Below are 18,528 nucleotides of genomic sequence, written 5' to 3' on the forward strand. Positions count from 1 at the left end.
ACTTACCTCAATTCAAACATTGTTGCTCCGATTCGCACAGGCTTGCGCGGAGGCAAAACAACAGGTTCATTAACTCTACTATGACCTATCATAGTTCCGTTAGTGCTACCTAAATCTTCAAGAACCCAAGAATTTACAGATTGATTAAAATACACGCGCGCGTGATGAGAAGAAACAAACTCGTCATTTAGAACAACCGTATTGTTTGCAGATCTTCCAAGAGTTACGCCAGAAGGTTCCAATGGGAACGATGAACCAGCTAAAGGACCATCAATAATAACAAGCAAAGTTGGCATCTCAGCTTGATTATTCTTCTCTAAATTAGCAGAAGCAATATTGTTATTTCTTAAAGATTCATCATTAGAAGGATTTGACCTACGATGAGACTTATTCTTCCAAGCTTTAGACTTTTTAGGACTAAAAATCTCAATATCTTTTCGTAAAGATCGAACAGCAAACCATACGAATACCCACAAAAGTACTAAAAAACTGTACTTAAGTATAGCAAAAGTCAACTCGGTTAATATCATGCGTGTACTCGTATCTCTTTACGTATTCGTCTACTACTCCTGATCTTGATCCGAAGCCCAATAAAGAATACGGGTGCGCCCAATAGTAATAGTGTTTCCATCTAACAGCGTTGCTGCTGGAGTTTGATGACCTTCAACATAAGTACCATTAGTGGATCCAAGATCCCTAGCAATAACACCATCTGGTGTAACGTCTATTCCAAGATGTCTACGCGAAATTCCAGGATCATCAATAACAATATCGCAACCAGAACCTCTGCCTAATATTGTGCGATCTTTTGTTAGCAAATACCTATTTCCATTAATCTCCAGCATTGGATGATTTTCTGACTGCTCTTGAGTTGTTACAGGAACAGCGTTTCCTGGAACAGAATCAGAAGTCAAATTGAAATTACCTTTTGTAAGATCAGTATCTTCTTCAAAAATAACTGCAACTGGGCCAACAAAAGCATAATGCTGACTTTTTGCATATTGTGTAAGATTATCCGCAAGCTCATTTGCTAAAGCTTCACTACCAAGCTGATCAAAGTCTGGAGTACTAAGCTTAAAGTGATACTCATTTGGCGCAACCGTACGATCGCGATCAATTGGCATAGACTGGTTATCAATTTCTCGCTCTAATGCACTAGAAAGATCAACAGGTTGCAAGTCTTTAGACCCGAATTTTGCGAAGACTCCATTCATTGCACCTTCAACGCTCTTCTCAAGTCTGTCAAGCACGCTCATTGTAAACCCTTTCTACCTTTCCTCATACTACTCGTCACCTCGTACGGTGTACAAATCACATCTAAATACCAAACATGCGTTTGCTAAATTTATTTACATACTTGTTTATATACTACATTTTTACAAAATTATGCAAAATAAACAAATAAAACTTATAAACCAATTTAATATTACAAGTTTATTATATATTTCTAAGTGTAATCTTTAATTATGAATCAAAAAAATAAGCTTTACGAATTTTTAGAAAAAATAAAGTTCTATATAACTAATAATAAGAAGTGCTCTACTGTTATACTTCTTGCGATTTTAGTGCCGTTAATTGGAAAACTTTTGCTTGTTAATAGTGCAGAAAGATCTTTTGAAGCAGGAATCGTAGCATTTTTCCACAACTATTCTCCGTCTTTTATAATGGCTCTTTCTAAATTGCTTGCAATAGTTTTTTCTACAAAATCATGCATTGTTATACTTTTTATTTTGGCTGTTATTTCTTATTTTATAAAACGAGATTGGCGCATAACTCTAATACAGCTTGCGACTTGCCTTTTGCCAATGATTTATATCTTTGCTGTTAAATTCATAGTTCATAGGCCTAGGCCATTTATTGGTGTAAAAATTAAAGTTCCACCAGATCCAAGTTTTCCAAGCGGTCACACTGCAGCAGCAGTAGCTATTTGTTCAATGGCTCTTATGATTATTTATATTGCAAATAAGTCTTTCTTAAGGCTTGGATTAATCGTTAGCATTATTATTGTTGCTGTTGTTGCAATTTCTAGACTTGTTGTTGCAGCACACTTCCCTAGTGATGTTTTAACTTCTGCAATAATGTACCCAATACTTGTTTTGTCTATTCTTAATCTATCTAAAAGTAATAGTTTTATTTACAACAAAATATTAAGAAAATTAAAATAATATAGATATCAAATAGACATCAAATATTAAATGACATAAGGAATTTTATATGTTTAATGGTTTCAAAAAATTCATTGCAAGAGGTAGCGTAATCGACATGGCGGTTGGTGTTGTTATGGGCAGCGCTGTAACTTCCGTTGTTACTTCGATTGTTAAAAACATTATTAATCCACTTATAGCAATAATTTGTGGAAAGCCAGATCTTGATGGTGTTTTAACAATAACAATAAATGGTGCAACAATCTCTTTTGGTGCAGTTATTGGATCAATCTTAAACTTCCTTATTGTTGCTGCAGCTGTTTATTTTTGCATTGTTCTTCCTATTAACAAGTTAAGGGAGATTGGTCTTCCTTTCTTGCAATTTGAAAAAGAAAAGAGTGATGAAGAAAAACGCAAAGATCGCGAAGAAAAAATGATTAAAATTTTGGAAGATATTCGAGATCTATCTTATAAAAAATAGTTTGTTTAATGATTTTTATAAATAATTTTTATAAAAATAATCCCCACTAATCTACTTAAAGTTTAGTGGGGATTAATTTTATGAGATTAAATTATTAATTATACGTGCTTTTTGCTTTAGTCATCACCAAGAGTTAAGTGAATTCCACCAACTAATGATCCAACAACGTTATAAAGCAAAGATCCAATTGCAGATAATAATGTTGCAATAACTATTTCTACAACAGAAAAAATTATTACAGCACTTAAAACAGTTGGCAAAGAAAACACGTCTGCAAGGTTAAAACCGTTGCTATCTAAGCCTGTTGATGAAACAATCTGTGTTACTTGATCAAAAACACCAATCATGTTTAGAAATAGCCAAACTAATCCCGCTGCAATAACTTGTATTATTCCGCCAGCAACACTTAGCAAAAATGTTACTTTTGCAACACTCCAAGCATCTACTCTAACTAGGGAAAGACTCATCCTTCTAGCTCTTGGTTGAGTAGATTTTCTAACGCTATACGCATTAGAAGAAGACGTAGCTGTTGCACCTACTGTTCTTGGAGAACTAGTATTAGATTCTCCACTAACTTTGCTATTGGATGCTTCAAAATCTTCACTCATCTAAGTTCCTTCCAATAGTTTTTTCTGATGATTCTTCATTTTGAGTTTCATCATCATCTCTTTCCTCGTTTCGAGCAATCGAGATGATTTCGTCACCCTTATCTGGCTTTGCTAAAGTCACGCCTTGAGTGGTTCTACCTGTGCGCTTAACTTCGTTAACGTCGGAACGAATCACTTTACCAGACTTCATAATTGCCATTACTTGATCTGTTTCTTCAACAATCAAAGCACCAACCAAAGAACCGCGGCCTTCTGTAAGCTGTACCGCTTTAACACCGTAGCCGTTTCTTCCTTGCAAACGATACTCTTCAATAGCTGTACGCTTAGCAAATCCTTCGTTTGTAACAACAAGAAGATCTTTGCTTGTATCTACCGACACAACATCCATATCCAGCAGTTCGTCGCCTTCTCTAAATCTCATGCCTTGAACGCCTGCAGTTTGACGGCCCATTGGTCGAAGTTGCTCATCATCTGCTCTAAACTTAAGGCTCATACCAAGTTTAGAAACAAGAATAATGTCATCTTCTGGGTTGCACAAAGCTGCACCAATCAGCTCGTCTGTTGGCTCCCCAGTTTCTTCGTTTGCCATTAGTCGAACAGCAATCAAGCCACCTTGACGTGGAGAATCATATTCTTGCAAAGCAGTTTTCTTAACTTTTCCAGAACGAGTTGCCAATACCAAATACTTTGCTACATCATAATTTTGAATTGACAATACCGCTTGAATTGTTTCTCCAGGAGTAAATTGAAGAAGATTTGCAACATGCTGACCTTTAGAATCTCTTGATCCTTCTGGAAGCTCATATGCTTTAATACGGTAAACGCGTCCGCGATTAGTGAAGAACAAAAGCCAATTGTGAGTAGATGTTAAGAAGAAGTGATCTACAACATCATCTTCACGAAGCTTTGCGCCCTTAATACCCTTACCTCCACGGTGTTGTGCGCGATACTCGTCTGCTTTTGTGCGCTTAATATAGCCTGCGCGAGTAACTGTTACAACAACGTTTTCTTCGGCAATAAGATCTTCAACGTTCATTTCTCCCGAGAATGGAAGAATCTTAGTTCTGCGCTCATCGCCATATTTTGCTACGATTTCGTCAAGCTCATCGCCAACAATCTTGCGCTGACGTTCTGGGCTTGCAAGAATATCGTTATAATCTTCAATCTTGCGCATTAATTCTTCATGCTCGTCGAGAATCTTTTGACGTTCCAAAGCTGCAAGTCTACGAAGTTGCATTGCAAGAATAGCATCTGCTTGAACTTCATCAACGTCAAGCAAATTCATCAAACCAGTGCGAGCTGTTTCAACATCTTTAGAAGATCTGATTAATGCAACAACTTCGTCAATCATATCCAAAGCTTTTAAGTAGCCTTGCAAAATATGATCTCGCTCTTCGGCCTCGCGCTTTAAGTAGCGTGTACGCCTATCAATAACTTCAAGCTGATGACTTACCCAATGACGAATAAACGCATCCAAGCTCAAAGTTCTAGGAACACCATCAACAAGCGCAAGCATATTAGCGCCGAAAGTTTGTTGCAATTGCGAATGCTTATACAAGTTGTTCAAAACAACTTTTGGAACAGCATCTCGCTTAAGAACAAGAACCAAACGCTGACCAGTACGGCCAGACGTTTCATCGCGCATATCTGCAATGCCTTGAATCTTTCCATCTCGCACAGCTTCCCTAATAGAGGCAGCTAAACGATCAGGATTAACTTGGTATGGAAGCTCAGTAACAACCAAGCACATACGTCCCTTAATTTCCTCTGTATTAACAACAGCGCGCATTGTAATTAAGCCGCGACCCGTACGGTACGCTTGCTCAATTCCCTTGTGACCTAAGATTGTTGCTCCAGTAGGAAAATCAGGTCCTTTAATTCGCTGAATTAAAGCTTCTAGAAGCTCGGAATTACTGGCATCTGGGTGATCTAAAGCCCAATGTACGCCATCGGCAACCTCACGCATATTATGAGGTGGAATATTTGTTGCCATACCAACAGCAATACCTGCAGAACCATTAACTAAAAGATTCGGGAAACGAGATGGCAAAACTGTTGGCTCTTGAGTTTTACCATCGTAGTTTGGCAAGAAATCAACAGTATCTTTGTCAATATCTCGAACCATTTCCATAGCAAGAGGAGCCATACGGCATTCTGTATAACGCATTGCTGCTGCAGGATCGTCACCTGGGGAACCAAAGTTTCCTTGGCCATCAACAAGCATGTATCGCATTGACCAAGATTGAGCCATACGAACCAAAGTGTCGTAAATAGCAGAATCACCATGAGGGTGGTACTTACCCATAACATCGCCAACAACACGAGAGCACTTGTTGTACCCTCGATCTGGCCTATATCCACCATCATACATAGCGTAAATAACGCGACGATGCACTGGTTTTAAGCCATCTCGAACATCTGGCAAAGCTCGCTCAACAATAACAGAAAGCGCATAAGCAAGGTAGGATTCGCGCATTTCTTGTTGCAAATCCATGTGCTTTACGCGAGCACCTTTCATTAAGCCATAATCAGTACTATCTGCTTCTTGTGGGCTTTGTGGTTCCATTGAACCATCAGGCAACTGATCTGGCTCTTCGCTATTATTAGCGGCATTTATTTCGTCTACCACTGTAATTCCTTTTTATTTAGCTTTAAGTTTATTTGCTTTAAATGCTTTTATTGACAATTTTTTGACTTTTTAAGCGTCAATAAATCTTGCATCGTGAGCATTACGTTGAATAAAGAGCCTACGAGGTTCCACTTCGTCTCCCATAAGCATTGAGAACGTTTCATCAGCTCGAGCAGCATCTTCAATATGAATTTGCTTTAAGATTCTGTGCTCAGGATCCATTGTTGTTTCCCACAATTCCTGATAGCTCATCTCACCCAAACCCTTGTATCGCTGAATGCCTTCGCCTTTAGGAAGTTGTCTGCCTGCAGCTTTACCTTCTGCAAGAACTCTGTCTCGTTCTGCATCCGTATAAACAAAGTCATGCGCACCCTTGCTCCACTTCAAACGATAAAGCGGAGGCATTGCAACGTAAACGTAGCCTGCTGTAATCATTGGTCGCATATAGCGGAAGAACAGTGTTAAATTCAATGTTGCAATATGAGCACCATCAACATCAGCATCAGCCATAATAATGACTTTGTGATATCTAACTTTGCTTAAGTCGAAGTCTTCACCATAACCGCCACCAACAGCAGTGATTAAGGACTCAATAGTTTCCGACTTCATCATTCTGTCGATTGATGCGCGCTCAGTATTCAAAATCTTACCGCGCAATGGCAAAATTGCTTGAGTAATAGGGTCTCGTCCTTGAATTGCGGAGCCACCTGCGGAATCGCCCTCCACTATAAACAGCTCGCATTCTTCTGGATTATTAGACTGGCAATCCTTCAATTTATCTGGCATTCCAGCAGTTTCAAAAATCGACTTTCTACGCGTATTTTCGCGAGCTTTCTTAGCTGCAAGACGCGCACGCGATGCTTCAATTGCTTTTTGAATAATGTTCTTTGCTTCACTTGGATGAGCGTCGAACCAATCTCCAAGCTTTTCGGTCATAACTCGCTGAACAAAAGTCTTAGCTTCGGAATTACCAAGCTTTGTTTTAGTCTGACCTTCAAACTGTGGAGTTGTAAGCTTTACGGAAACAACTGCTGTTAAGCCTTCTCGAACATCATCACCAGAAAGATTAGTATCTTTTTCTTTTAATATGTTCTTTTCTCGAGCATAACGATTTACAAGAGATGTAAGCGCAGCACGGAATCCTTCTTCGTGAGTTCCACCTTCTGTAGTAGAAATCGTGTTTGCAAAAGTATGCACCGCTTCCGAATATGCAACAGTCCATTGCATAGCGATTTCTGCAGAAATACCAATCTCAAGATCTTCTGCCTCAAAATCAATAACATCTGGCTCTACAGGAACAGCTTTACGCGATTTAACCAAGTAGTCAACATAATCTTTAATTCCATGATCATACTTGTAGCTAACGCTTTGATGCTTTTCTTCGCTAATTGATTCATTTTCTCCAGTGACTTCGTCCCCTGCTTCATCTGGTTTACGCAAATCAGTTAGAGAAATCTTCAATCCCTTGTTAAGAAAAGCCATTTGCTGGAATCTAGATCGCAAAGTTTCAAAATCGTACGTAGTTGTTTCAAAAATTGCGCCATCTGGCCAGAACGTTACAGAAGTTCCCGTAGATTCACCATCTTCCATTGGCTGACCTTTTTTAAGAGGAGCAGTTGGATGTTGATCTACATACGTTTGAGTCCAATGGAATCCTTGACGACGAACTTCAATTTCTACACGCGTAGAAAGAGCATTAACAACAGATATACCAACGCCGTGCAAGCCGCCAGAAACAGCGTATCCGCCGCCGCCAAACTTTCCGCCAGCGTGAAGCTTAGTCATAACTGTTTCAACACCAGAAACGCCTTCGCCTGGCACTTCGTCAACTGGAATACCACGTCCATCGTCCACAACTTTTATTGCATTGTCTGGCAAAATTGTCACTTCAATGTGAGAAGCATAACCAGCCAAAGCTTCATCAACCGAATTATCTACAATCTCGTATACAAGATGATGCAATCCTCTAGGGCCAGTTGAACCAATATACATACCTGGCCTAATTCGAACTGCTTCCAATCCTTCTAGAACTCGAAGATCACTAGCATCATAATGTTCAGGAGAAAGTGAATCATCTAGCTGAGCATCATCTAGTTTATGTTCTTCAACAGAATTTTCCATTGAATTATCTTCAGTGTTTAACACTTTAGATCCCTTCCCGTATTACCTCATGCCAAGAGGCATTTACGAGGTCGATACACGCTAGAAAGCACAAAAAAGGGTCTTCTAGCGATTTAACTATATTACATAACATTCTACACATGCATAATGACCGCTCTTTATTAAGAGCCATTATTAGTGATTATTAATATTAAACCTACTGTTTATTGATTTTTTGCCTGTTTTTTGCAAAGATGGGCCAACTATTTTGACTTCTTTAATATTAATATTCTTAGAATATTCAAATATTTTTTTCTCAAGCATAGGCTTGCAATAGATAAGTTGCGTATACCAAACATTTGATTTTGTTCTAACAATTAAAACGCCATCTTTTATTTTGTCTATATAACAATTCAATGATGCGCTTTTTCCAACTATTTTCCACCAATCTTCGCGCATTTTTGCTATAGAAAGTTGCTCATTCCAATTGTTTTGATTAGCAAAATTTGCAAGTAAAGAATAAAGATTTTGTGGATCTCTACCAGGTTTTCCAAAACTTTCTAAAGCTTTATAAGCATTCTGTTCATTAACTACCTTTTTTATTGCTTTCTTTTTAATAGGCGTAAAAATTAGTTCTGGAAGCTTTCTTGTATCTAATTTTAGTATTTTATTTACGGGAATTTTCATCTAATATCCCCTAAGTCAGTAGATTTATTTTGATTATTTTCAATATAATCAACACTATTTTTACGAATATTAACAATATTTTCCAATAAAATTTTATGACTAATATCAATATTGTTTTCTAAAGATTTAGAATCATCTTCATTTTGTTTTTTTGCTATTTTAGAAACATCAATAATCGAGTTTTCCAACACACTTTTATCTTTTGGTATATCACTTAAAGACGCAACAGTAATAAAAACTTGATCTTGATTTTTTGCAAATTCTAAAATTTGTTTTCTTCTAGACTCGTCTAGTTGTGCAAAAACATCATCTAAAATAACAATAGGTTTTTTTCCATTCTTTTTTTCTAATGACTTAAATAAAGCCATTTTTAATGCTAATGCAAGAGTCCAGGATTCACCGTTTGAAGCAAATTCTTTTGCATTATAATTATTAAGCAATATAGTAAAATCGTCTCGATGAGGCCCTATTAGATTGTATCCTCTAGCAACTTCTCCATTATAAATTCTTTGAAAATGCTCACTAATCGCAAGTCTAATAGAATTATCATTGTTTTCTTCAAAATCGTCTTCAAAATCGTCTTCAAAATTATTTTCGCTAAAATCAATCTCACTAAAAGAAGGATTATATTCGATTGAAGCAAAATTAGATGAGTTAGAAAGATGCTTAACAATATTTGAAAAAACATTATTAAGTAACTCTATTATTTGTTTGCGTAATTTTGTAAGAATTATTCCAGCTTCAATAAATTTAGCAGTCCATACTTCTAAATCAGAAACCGTATTGTAATTATTCATTGAATTTGGTGAATAATTATTAGATAAACTTTTTAATAGTGCAGAACGCTGCTTTGCAATATGATTATATTCTTGCAAAATAGGCAAATAGTTTGGTATTAATAATGCTCCAGCTTGATCAATGAATGTTCTTCTAACAGTAGGATCTGAAACAATCAAATTTTGATCTCTTGGAGTAAAAGAAACACAAGGAACTAAGCCAACTATATCTTTCATATATAGAGATTTTTTACCATTAATCCTTACTCTATTAGCACCCTTTAGATTAATGCTTAGCTCAAATGTTGTTTCGTTTAAATCATTTGAACTATCTAAAGTATTGCTATTAAAAGTATTGTTAAAATCCTTAACATTTGCACGTATTGTAGCGCAATTATGATTTATCTCTATTAATGGCATTAAAGAAGATACTCTATGACTTGTTCCCGTTGAAATAACTTCTAACGATTCAACAATATTAGTTTTACCTAAACCGTTTGAACCTAATAGAATATTAATTTTTGGGGAAAAGTCGAGTACACAATTGCTCCACGAACGAAAATGATCTAATGCAAGCTTTGAAACATACATTTATTTAACTACAGTTATTCGTTATAAGTATTCGTTTTAAGGATGCATTGGAACAACAAGATATCTGTAATTCATTGATTCATCGCCATCTGCTTCTTGTTGACCATTAAATTCAACAGCCTTAATAGTAGATGTGATTTTTACGTGAACAAATGGCTCACTAATAACGCTTAATCCTTCAATCAAATAATTAGGATTAAAAGCAACAATAATATCTTGACCATCCATATCTATGTCAATAGTTTCTTTTGCTTTAGATTCACTTTCATTTCCAGCACTTAAAGTAAGTTCATTTTCCGCAAAAGACATATAGATTGGAGCATATTTTTCTGCAACAATAGCAACGCGCTTAATTGCGTTAATAAGCATTTGTCGATTAATAATTGCGTGAATAGGATACTCATCAACAAAAAGACTATCTACAGAAGGAAATTCTCCATCAATAAGTTGAGAAGTACTAATTCTTCCAGAATTTTCAAATCCAAGAACAGAAGGTTCTTGCTCATCTAAGCTAATAACAACATTTTGATGCTCGTCAACAGAGCGTGAAATATCTTTAAGAATACTTCCCTTAATAAGAGTTGAAGTGTTTATATCGTTATGCTCTGGAGTCCATCTAAAGGTGGAACGAGCAAGACGATATCTGTCTGTAGCTGTAAAAGTAACAGTATCATCTTCAAAACGAGCATGAATTCCTGTTAAAACTGGCCTATCTTCTTCTCTAGAAACTGCTACAGAAGCTTGATTTACAGCTTGAACAAAAGTAGGAGCATCTACTTGACCAAGTTTTGAAGGAACTTCTGGTAAATCTGGATATTCTCCTTCTGGCATGAGTTGCAAAGTAAATGTTGACTTACCAGAAGTAATCGTAAGAGTTGTTTCAGTAGAAGACAAATACGTTTTTTCTGCTGGCAAAGATTTTGTTATATCTGCAAGTAGTCTACCTAAAACGAGCACACTCCCTGCTTCGTCTACACCTGCTTCAATGTGATGACGGCTAGAAAGTTGATAGTTAAATGCGCAAAGTTGCAAAGTTCCGTCTTTTGCTTCTAATTTTAAGCCGGCAAGAATAGGATTTGCTGGACGATTATCTATAACGCGAGTAGTCCAAGATAGTGCGTCTGCAAAAGAAGCGGAATTAACTTCAACTTTCATATTTCCTCATTTCATTAAAACTGTGTTTATTCTATCTCATTGGCTAATGAAAATCTAATTTAGAAATAAATGCTAAGTGTTAATAAAAAATATTATTATTATTCAAAAATAAAGTAATAGTAGTAATAAGCAATGTGGAAATGTTGACATGTGTCTAGAAAGGCTTTGTTAAAGCCGTTATGCACATAAGGAAAATGTGGATAACCTATGAGTAATTATGTGCAGAAAGAGCCGAGTTATCCACAATTAAAGCTATTTTTTCAGTAATCCACATTTTGAGCTGCTTTATAAACAGTTTATTCACTTTTTTAACGGCGTTTTCCACCGCTTATCCGCAGGGTTTAACCACATTTGTGACTAACTATGTGGATAACTTTTTTTATTTTAATTCACAGAGTTGCACAGATTTGTGTAAAACTACTTTTTGTTTGCAGGATTTTGTTTTAATCTAACAGTTAATTCCATAACATAGTTATAGATTTCCTGCTTTTCTTGCATCTCTCCACTAATTCGAGTATATGCATGCATAACAGTCGTGTGATCGCGCCCGCCAAAGACTTCGCCAATATCAACAAGACTCATGCTTGTCATTTCTCTAGCTAAATACATTGCAATTTGACGCGCTAAAGCAACATTCTTAGTTCTAGATCTGCCAACAATCTCGTCAAAAGTCATGTGGAAGTACTTAGCGACTTGACCAATAATATCTGTTGGGCGAATTTCAATATCGGAAGCAAAGAAGTCTTGTAAAGCTTGTTCTGCCAAGGCTTTGCTTACGGGTTGATTACTTAATGATGCAACGGCTGTAACTCTAGTTAAAGCACCTTCAAGCTCACGAATATTCTCTGTAAAACGTTCCGCAATAAGATCTAGAACATCGCTAGGAACGTTAGAATTATTCATTAATGCCATCATTCTTAGAATGGCTATTCGAGTTTCTAAATCAGGCGGCTTAATATCAACAGTTAATCCAGATTCAAATCTAGAAATAAGTCTTGATTCAAATCCTCTAAGATTTTTAGGAGCAACATCGGAAGCAATAACAATTCTTTTACTTGCTTGATAAAGAGCATTAAAAGTATGGAAGAATTGTTCCAGAGTTGCTTCTTTTCCTCCCAAAAACTGAATGTCGTCGATTAAAAGAACATCAACCTCGCGGAATCGCCTATTAAAATTAGCGATTTGACCCTGGTTTTGACTTGTATTTTGCAAAGCCTCAATAAATTCGTTAGTAAATTCCTCACTTGTAATATAACGAACCTTAAGTGAAGAATCCTTAACAAGAGCATAATTGCCAATAGCATTAAGCAAATGTGTTTTACCTAAGCCAGATCCGCCGTAAATACATAAAGGATTAAAGTCTTTTCCAGAACCTTCTGCAACAGCTAAAGCAACCGTGCGCGCAAAACGATTAGAATCTCCAGGAACAAAAGTGTCAAAAGTTGCGCAAGTATTTAAGTGAGTAACAGGATCCCTTTTTATTGAAGAAGGAATTTTTGCTTGTGAACTATTAATACCAGAATTAATACCAGAATTAACTAAACCAGTGTTTTGCATGGTATTTAAGCCAGTTGCGTAGTCAAAATCTTTTTGAACAGGAGTGTTGCTAGCTGAATCAACATTTTCAACACTATTAGTGTTTACAGGAATGCTAGTGTTTTCAACAGTTTGTGCACCAAAATCTGATTTTATATTTTCTAAATAGTTGCTTTTAGAAGAAGATAAGTCTGAATTAACGTTTGTATTTTCTTCTAAAGATGTTGAAAATACTCGGGAATTATCGTTTACATTCTGATTAAGATTGCTTAAATCGGAAGAGCTATTAGCGGCATTGATGTTAGTGTCTGCGCTATTAGTGGCAGTATTGTTGTTTTCTAATTGAGGAACAATCTTAAAAGCTGGAAACATATCTTTTCCAGTACAAATTTTTAATGACGTAAGCAGCGCTGAGCTAAGCTCATTTTGCAAAGCTTGCTGTGTTTCTATATTGGAGACACAAAGAACAATGGTAGTTCCAAAAATAGATTCAGGTTTTACACTTTCAAACCAGCTTTTATCACGATTACTTAAAAGAGCATTATGACGCAACACTGCAAGGGTATTTGACCACACAATAGTGGCTTGCGCATTTGGATCGCTAAAAGAATCCGTCATGCTACACCCCCTAAAACTGGCAGAAACATTTTATTGATTCTTTACGCTTAACCAACAGAAATGCACAACAGAATGCATATCTATTCGCGCGCGTAAAGAGTGCTAGTAGAATATGTTTACTCCAACCCTAAGAAGTTATCCACAGCCTCGCGTGTTGAAAATGCTTAATTGTGAATAACATGTGTGTAATTTGTGGATAAAATAAAAGCTGCTAATCCACATTTTTCAAGGCTTTTATAAGTAGTTTGATTTGGTAAAAATGGTACAGAAAATTTTACGGTATTAAAAAATTTGACTTACTCAAGCGCAATTGTAAACACGTTTATAAAAAGATTTTTTGACTCTTGGTGAGGGGTAATAGTAATTTAGTATAGCTTGACTCATACGGAGCCGTGCTTTTGCATGGCTAAATACAGGAGCGTTAGTTATGAAGAGGACATTCCAGCCTAACAACCGTCGTCGTCACATGAAGCACGGCTTCCGCGTTCGCATGCGTACTCGTGCTGGCCGCGCAGTGATTAATCGTCGTCGCGCTAAGGGCCGTAAGACACTATCTGCCTGAGATGGAGCGCGTCGTAAAGCATGGATAGGCTGAAAAGCCATCGCGATTTTGTTGCGGTGCTCAAAAAACGACGCAAGGTGTGTTCACGGGATATCGTCGCGCATTACAGCATGCGTGGCGATATAGCCGTGTTAAACGCGCTTAACGAAGGCGAAAAAACAAGTCTGAATCAGATTGCCACGGGTTGTGATGGTAATACACCCGCGGCATTTTGTGATACCTTAAATCAGACTCAACAAAATGAAGCTGACTTAAGGCTAGGACTTGCTGTATCTAAAAGCGTAGGAAAAGCTGTTGTTAGAAATAAAGTAAAAAGACGCTTTAGAGTAATAGCAAAACAGCATCAATCGTTACTTCCAAATGGTTGTGACGTGGTTCTAAGAGCTAAATCTACTGCTGCTAGTGCATCGTTTGAATCATTAAATGAGCAGATTAAAAAGATTTTTGGAAAAATAGCCAGAAATCAAGATAACAATCAGGAATCCGCAGAAGTAGATTACAAATTAAATCAAGCAGCATAACCGCTATTAATCAGCAAAACAACAATAAGTTGATTTAATAAGTTGGTTTAAGGAATAGTGATAGCTATGAGCAGCAGAAAAAGTGTTGTAGCGAATTTGATTATAAAAGCGATTCGCTGGTATCAACGCGCGATTTCTGCTAATAGACCAGCTTGCTGCCGATACTACCCAACTTGCTCAAGATACGCTATAGAAGCCGTTAGCCGCTATGGAGCGTTTAAGGGTGGCGTTCTGGCCGTTTTACGGCTGTTGCGCTGTAGACCATGGACTAGCTGCAGTATTGACGATGTACCACGCAAATATTCAATTTTTTATCGTTGCGCTTGGTCCAAAGCGCATGAAGAGCCACGGTTAACTCCCTTGGCTGATCAAGACAAGGAAAACTAATGTTTAATCAAGACCACTTTTTACTTGATAATGGACCTTGGGGATGGTTCTATAAAATCCTCACGCCAGTTGAGTGGCTTATGACTCAAGTAATGGCGCTTTTCCACAAGCTATTTGTTCTTATTGGAATGAATGAAATTGGATTCTCCTGGGTTCTTTCAATCGTCTTTCTTGTGCTTGTTGTGCACGCGTGCATATTCCCTGCCTTTATAAAAAGCATTAAGGGCATGCGCAATATGCAAGCGATCGCTCCTAAAATGAAGAAAATTCAGCAAAAGTATAAGGGTAAAAACGATTCTGCTAGCAAAGAAGCCATGCAGCGAGAAATGATGAAGCTGTATCAGGAGAATAACGCAAATCCTGCTGGAAGCTGCTTGCCAATGATGATTCAAGGCCCAGCATTTATGAGTATTTGGTATACGCTTTCTGTTATTCCATTTATTGCTAGAGGAAAGCATACTGCTCTTGGTGCTTTTGATGTTGCTACAGCACAGCAATTCGTTAAAACGCATGTGTTTGGTGTTGGTGTTTCCGACACGTTTATGACGGTTCAAGCGGGCGGAAAAGTTGTTATTGTAATCTTTGTTATTTTGATGTGTGCTGCAATGTGGTACATGCAATTTAACAATATTCGTAAGAATCTTCCGCCAGAATCGAAGCAGGGTCCACAGTATACGATGCAAAAACTTATGATGTGGGGATTCCCATTAATCTACGTTTTCTCTGCATTTGCTCTTCCATTTGCAATGCTTGTTTATTGGCTTGTAAACAACATTATGAATATGCTTCGCTCTATTTGGCAGGTGTACGCCTTCCCAACTCCAGGATCTCCTGCAGCCGAGGAAAAAGAAGAGCGCGATTACAAAAAAGAATCCGAGCGCAGAAAGCGCGAAGGTTTGCCTTCTATTGAAGAAGAAAAGCTTCAACAGGCTCGAGAAGAAGCTAAGCGCAGAGAATCAGAAGGATTCCAGCGTAAGCAGCCTAATCGCAAGCGAAAAACAAGTAAATAATGTAAAAACAAGGTAAATGTGAATTTATTTATTAGATTCATTAAAATTATTAAAATAATTTATAAATTTGGATTTATCTTCAGTTAAACTGTACACAGAATTGTGATTCTTGACATTTATTGAAATTAAGGAGTATGTAAATGGCACAAGACGAGACCAGGAGCATTGACCAGCTCAATGAGGAAGCTGATATAGCTGCCGATTACTTAGAAGGACTTTTAGATATTGCCGACTACGAAGGCGATATTGAAATGGGCGTTCGCAACAATAGGCCAATGATTCAAATTGTTGCGGATGATGATTCCGACATTAAGCATTTGATTGGTAGAGATGGAGAGGTTGTTGATGCCTTGCAACAATTGAGCCGTCTAGCTGTTCAGCAAAAAACTGGTGAAAGATCGCACTTAATTGTAGACGTTGATGGGTTCCTTAAGCGTAAGCGTCAACATTTGCGAGATATTGCGTTGGATGCTGTTGATGAAGTTCGCGAGACTGGCGATTCTGTTGATTTGAAGCCAATGAATTCGTTTGAGCGTAAAGTTATTCACGATACAGTTAGAGAAGAAGGCTTAAGGTCTAGGTCTCATGGAGAAGAACCACACCGCTACGTTACTGTTTATATGCCTGCAAGTGCCATTGAAGACGATGATTTAGATGAAGATGTGGATGTAGACATGGATGATGTAGACGTAGAGTTGGACGAAGAATATACAGAGTAGCAATTAGCTTAAATAAAAAGTAACACAATGGAACAAAAATGTTTTATTGTGTTACTTTTTGTTTGAGGGGCTGATTTGCGGAAAAGATTTTAGATATGGAACAGGCTGACAATTTACAAAACAATGTAGATGAAAACAATGTAGATGAATTAGATAACTCCCCTTTGTTGAGTGAAGTCTTAGGCAATGCTATTGATAAATGTAAGATGTTTCACGTGAAACTTAAGGAAGAGGGATTAGTTCGCGGCCTTGTTGGTCCTAGAGATATGAATATTCTTTGGGAAAGGCATATTCTAAATTCTGCTGCAGTTGTTCCATTTGTTAAAAAAGCAGTTGAAAAGTCAAATAAAAAATCCATCGCAGATGTTGGAAGCGGCGGAGGTTTTCCAGGAATTGTTGTTGCTGCTTGTTTGCCAGATTGCAAAGTAACATTAATTGAACCAATGGAAAGACGAGTTCTTTGGTTAAAAGAATGCGTAGAGGTTATGGACCTAAAAAATGTTACAGTTTTTCATGGAAGATCAGACGAAGTTATTGCTAAAGTTAAGTCTCACGAAATTCCAGCCTTTGACGTAGTTACATGTAGAGCTGTTGCGCCTATGACAAAATTGGCTGGATGGACCATTCCACTATTGGGCAAGAATGGCCAACTAATCGCGTTAAAAGGAAAGTCTGCACAAGCGGAGATTGATAAGGCTGAAAAGATGATTAAAAAAGTAAAGGGGTTAAATCCTAGAGTAGTTGATGCCCCTGTTGCTAAAGGCCTTCAATCAACAAGTGTTGTAATAATTGATAAAGGCTGATTTAAGTTTTGTGATTTAGTTCTGTACTTTTATGCGCAATTATTTTGTTGCGTTAATTTTCATTGAATGTTTCACGTGAAACTGAGTAAAGATGTTATATGTTTCACGTGAAACTGTGTGTTTTTATAATATTTTTGTAGTATTTTCTGCAATTTTTATGGTGTTTTATGTCCATAGAAGAAAGGAAACTTGAAAATACTACGGTTAAATCGGTTAGTTTGGTAATTTCCCATAGGTGGGCGGGGTGGTGTGAATGGTGGAATCAGCAGAAGATACAATTAAACGTATTTTTGGGGATTCTGGATCTTCCTTGGGCAGTGAGTTGGCAGATATAACCAGTCGCTTTCACGCCATTGATGGCGTTGTGTTCCCTAAGCCGAAGACTACACGTTTTATTGCGGTTGCGAATCAAAAAGGCGGAGTTGGAAAAACCAGTTCCGCTGTGAATTTGTCGGCAGCAATGGCTGTTGGTGGGTCAAAAGTTTTATTAATTGATATGGATCCGCAAGGTAATGCTTCTACGGCAATGAATATACCACATTCTTCCGCAGATCCTTCCATTTATGATGTTATTGAAGGAAGAAAGACTATTGCTGATGTTAAACAAGAGTGCCCAGATATTGCAGGGCTAGATGTTGTTCCAGCTTCGATTGAGTTAAGTGGTGCTGAATTAGAAGTTGCTCAAATGGAAGATAGGAATAATCTTCTTAAGAACGCAATTGATGAGTTTTTAAGCTCTAGCAGCGAACATTACGATTACGTTTTTATTGATTGCCCACCTTCTCTTGGTCTTTTAGTAATTAATGCAATGTGTGCTGTGCACGAGATGCTAATTCCGATTCAAGCAGAATACTATGCTCTTGAAGGCTTAGGGCAGTTGATTAGAACAATTGGTTTGGTTCAAAAGCACTATAATCCTGCGCTTGTTGTTTCTACAATGCTTGTAACAATGTTTGATAAGCGAACTCTTCTTGGTAGGGAAGTTTTTCAAGAAGTTAAAAATCATTATCCAAATATTGTTCTTAATACCACTATTCCGCGAACTGTTAAGATTCCAGAAGCGCCAAGTTTTAATCAAAGTGTTATAACCTACGATCCACATGGAACAGGTGCTGTGTCTTATAGAGAAGCTGCATTTGAGATAGCTAATAAGTCTGACGTAATTTTGTCTGTTATTGATTCAAAAAGAGAGGGTAATTAG

General features: G+C 37.3%; 18 protein-coding genes. 9 read left to right on the forward strand and 9 right to left on the reverse strand.

The features are described from left to right. Positions 1 to 2: 2 nt before the first annotated feature. Both D0T20_RS00325 and D0T20_RS00330 read right to left on the reverse strand, forming a co-directional pair. Positions 3 to 530 (reverse strand): FHA domain-containing protein FhaB/FipA, encoded by a 528-nt coding sequence (locus D0T20_RS00325; RefSeq protein ID WP_116438084.1) that lies wholly within the window; start codon positions 528 to 530, stop codon positions 3 to 5. Between the two features lie 33 nt (positions 531 to 563). Next, on the reverse strand, positions 564 to 1,256 hold the full coding sequence (locus tag D0T20_RS00330) for an FhaA domain-containing protein (RefSeq protein WP_004131193.1): 693 nt from the start codon (positions 1,254 to 1,256) through the stop codon (positions 564 to 566). Positions 1,257 to 1,466: 210 nt separating this feature from the next. Here D0T20_RS00330 and D0T20_RS00335 point away from each other — a divergent pair, with 210 nt between their 5' ends. Beyond that, entirely contained in the window at positions 1,467 to 2,165 is a 699-nt protein-coding gene (locus D0T20_RS00335) for a phosphatase PAP2 family protein (RefSeq protein WP_018639876.1), read from the forward strand. A gap of 49 nt (positions 2,166 to 2,214) precedes the next feature. Continuing rightward, positions 2,215 to 2,625, forward strand: coding sequence for a large conductance mechanosensitive channel protein MscL (mscL, locus tag D0T20_RS00340; RefSeq protein WP_116438085.1), 411 nt, complete (start codon positions 2,215 to 2,217; stop codon positions 2,623 to 2,625). Positions 2,626 to 2,741: 116 nt separating this feature from the next. Here mscL and D0T20_RS00345 read toward each other — a convergent pair whose 3' ends face one another. From D0T20_RS00345 to dnaA, 7 genes are all read right to left on the reverse strand, one after another. Next, positions 2,742 to 3,233 carry a DUF3566 domain-containing protein gene (locus tag D0T20_RS00345; protein ID WP_016793973.1) on the reverse strand — a complete coding sequence of 164 codons (492 nt, stop codon included), beginning with the start codon at positions 3,231 to 3,233 and terminating at the stop codon, positions 2,742 to 2,744. After that, positions 3,226 to 5,862: a DNA gyrase subunit A gene (gyrA, locus tag D0T20_RS00350; protein ID WP_116438086.1), complete on the reverse strand. Its 2,637-nt coding sequence runs from the start codon at positions 5,860 to 5,862 to the stop codon at positions 3,226 to 3,228. Before gyrA ends, D0T20_RS00345 begins: the two co-directional genes overlap by 8 nt. Positions 5,863 to 5,931: 69 nt before the next feature. Beyond that, on the reverse strand, positions 5,932 to 8,007 hold the full coding sequence (gene gyrB, locus D0T20_RS00355) for a DNA topoisomerase (ATP-hydrolyzing) subunit B (RefSeq protein ID WP_004131183.1): 2,076 nt from the start codon (positions 8,005 to 8,007) through the stop codon (positions 5,932 to 5,934). A 150-nt stretch (positions 8,008 to 8,157) separates the two neighbouring features. Then, a complete protein-coding gene (locus tag D0T20_RS00360; RefSeq protein ID WP_016829493.1) occupies positions 8,158 to 8,649 on the reverse strand; it encodes a DciA family protein in 492 nt (163 codons plus the stop codon). Beyond that, positions 8,646 to 10,016: a DNA replication/repair protein RecF gene (gene recF / locus D0T20_RS00365; RefSeq protein WP_116438087.1), complete on the reverse strand. Its 1,371-nt coding sequence runs from the start codon at positions 10,014 to 10,016 to the stop codon at positions 8,646 to 8,648. Before recF ends, D0T20_RS00360 begins: the two co-directional genes overlap by 4 nt. Positions 10,017 to 10,052: 36 nt before the next feature. Next, positions 10,053 to 11,171, reverse strand: a complete 1,119-nt coding sequence (gene dnaN, locus D0T20_RS00370) for a DNA polymerase III subunit beta (RefSeq protein WP_116285336.1) — start codon at positions 11,169 to 11,171, stop codon at positions 10,053 to 10,055. Between the two features lie 417 nt (positions 11,172 to 11,588). Further along, on the reverse strand, positions 11,589 to 13,325 hold the full coding sequence (gene dnaA, locus D0T20_RS00375; RefSeq protein WP_020757072.1) for a chromosomal replication initiator protein DnaA: 1,737 nt from the start codon (positions 13,323 to 13,325) through the stop codon (positions 11,589 to 11,591). Between the two features lie 427 nt (positions 13,326 to 13,752). Between dnaA and rpmH the strand changes: the two genes are divergently transcribed. The 7 genes from rpmH (at position 13,753) to D0T20_RS00410 (ending at position 18,528) form a co-directional block, all read left to right on the forward strand. Beyond that, a complete protein-coding gene (gene rpmH, locus D0T20_RS00380; protein ID WP_004114029.1) occupies positions 13,753 to 13,887 on the forward strand; it encodes a 50S ribosomal protein L34 in 135 nt (44 codons plus the stop codon). A gap of 20 nt (positions 13,888 to 13,907) precedes the next feature. Beyond that, complete coding sequence (rnpA, locus tag D0T20_RS00385; protein WP_116438088.1) at positions 13,908 to 14,408, forward strand: ribonuclease P protein component; 501 nt, start codon at positions 13,908 to 13,910, stop codon at positions 14,406 to 14,408. Between the two features lie 66 nt (positions 14,409 to 14,474). Then, on the forward strand, positions 14,475 to 14,795 hold the full coding sequence (gene yidD / locus D0T20_RS00390) for a membrane protein insertion efficiency factor YidD (RefSeq protein ID WP_032812863.1): 321 nt from the start codon (positions 14,475 to 14,477) through the stop codon (positions 14,793 to 14,795). Continuing rightward, positions 14,795 to 15,805 carry a membrane protein insertase YidC gene (gene yidC / locus D0T20_RS00395; protein WP_116438089.1) on the forward strand — a complete coding sequence of 337 codons (1,011 nt, stop codon included), beginning with the start codon at positions 14,795 to 14,797 and terminating at the stop codon, positions 15,803 to 15,805. The genes yidD and yidC overlap by 1 nt, the downstream gene beginning before the upstream one ends. Positions 15,806 to 15,945: 140 nt before the next feature. Further along, the gene (locus D0T20_RS00400; RefSeq protein WP_016635500.1) at positions 15,946 to 16,524 is read left to right on the forward strand and encodes a Jag family protein; all 579 of its coding nucleotides are present in this window, start codon (positions 15,946 to 15,948) and stop codon (positions 16,522 to 16,524) included. Positions 16,525 to 16,619: 95 nt separating this feature from the next. Beyond that, on the forward strand, positions 16,620 to 17,327 hold the full coding sequence (gene rsmG / locus D0T20_RS00405) for a 16S rRNA (guanine(527)-N(7))-methyltransferase RsmG (protein ID WP_116438090.1): 708 nt from the start codon (positions 16,620 to 16,622) through the stop codon (positions 17,325 to 17,327). Between the two features lie 253 nt (positions 17,328 to 17,580). Then, on the forward strand, positions 17,581 to 18,528 hold the full coding sequence (locus D0T20_RS00410) for a ParA family protein (RefSeq protein WP_004131167.1): 948 nt from the start codon (positions 17,581 to 17,583) through the stop codon (positions 18,526 to 18,528).

It is taken from the genome of Gardnerella piotii, from assembly GCF_003397585.1.
GTDB lineage: Bacteria > Actinomycetota > Actinomycetes > Actinomycetales > Bifidobacteriaceae > Bifidobacterium > Bifidobacterium piotii.

What these genes read in the sequence shown, in the direction of transcription:
- D0T20_RS00345 (WP_016793973.1), bottom strand. Translation starts at nt 3,233, where the DNA reads ATGAGTGAAGATTTTGAAGCATCCAATAGCAAAGTTAGTGGAGAATCT.
- D0T20_RS00410 (WP_004131167.1), top strand. Translation starts at nt 17,581, where the DNA reads ATGGTGGAATCAGCAGAAGATACAATTAAACGTATTTTTGGGGATTCT.
- D0T20_RS00360 (WP_016829493.1), bottom strand. Translation starts at nt 8,649, where the DNA reads ATGAAAATTCCCGTAAATAAAATACTAAAATTAGATACAAGAAAGCTT.
- recF (WP_116438087.1), bottom strand. Translation starts at nt 10,016, where the DNA reads ATGTATGTTTCAAAGCTTGCATTAGATCATTTTCGTTCGTGGAGCAAT.
- D0T20_RS00400 (WP_016635500.1), top strand. Translation starts at nt 15,946, where the DNA reads ATGGCACAAGACGAGACCAGGAGCATTGACCAGCTCAATGAGGAAGCT.
- dnaA (WP_020757072.1), bottom strand. Translation starts at nt 13,325, where the DNA reads ATGACGGATTCTTTTAGCGATCCAAATGCGCAAGCCACTATTGTGTGG.
- D0T20_RS00335 (WP_018639876.1), top strand. Translation starts at nt 1,467, where the DNA reads ATGAATCAAAAAAATAAGCTTTACGAATTTTTAGAAAAAATAAAGTTC.
- rpmH (WP_004114029.1), top strand. Translation starts at nt 13,753, where the DNA reads ATGAAGAGGACATTCCAGCCTAACAACCGTCGTCGTCACATGAAGCAC.
- mscL (WP_116438085.1), top strand. Translation starts at nt 2,215, where the DNA reads ATGTTTAATGGTTTCAAAAAATTCATTGCAAGAGGTAGCGTAATCGAC.
- dnaN (WP_116285336.1), bottom strand. Translation starts at nt 11,171, where the DNA reads ATGAAAGTTGAAGTTAATTCCGCTTCTTTTGCAGACGCACTATCTTGG.
- yidC (WP_116438089.1), top strand. Translation starts at nt 14,795, where the DNA reads ATGTTTAATCAAGACCACTTTTTACTTGATAATGGACCTTGGGGATGG.
- D0T20_RS00325 (WP_116438084.1), bottom strand. Translation starts at nt 530, where the DNA reads ATGATATTAACCGAGTTGACTTTTGCTATACTTAAGTACAGTTTTTTA.
- rsmG (WP_116438090.1), top strand. Translation starts at nt 16,620, where the DNA reads ATGGAACAGGCTGACAATTTACAAAACAATGTAGATGAAAACAATGTA.
- D0T20_RS00330 (WP_004131193.1), bottom strand. Translation starts at nt 1,256, where the DNA reads ATGAGCGTGCTTGACAGACTTGAGAAGAGCGTTGAAGGTGCAATGAAT.
- rnpA (WP_116438088.1), top strand. Translation starts at nt 13,908, where the DNA reads ATGGATAGGCTGAAAAGCCATCGCGATTTTGTTGCGGTGCTCAAAAAA.
- yidD (WP_032812863.1), top strand. Translation starts at nt 14,475, where the DNA reads ATGAGCAGCAGAAAAAGTGTTGTAGCGAATTTGATTATAAAAGCGATT.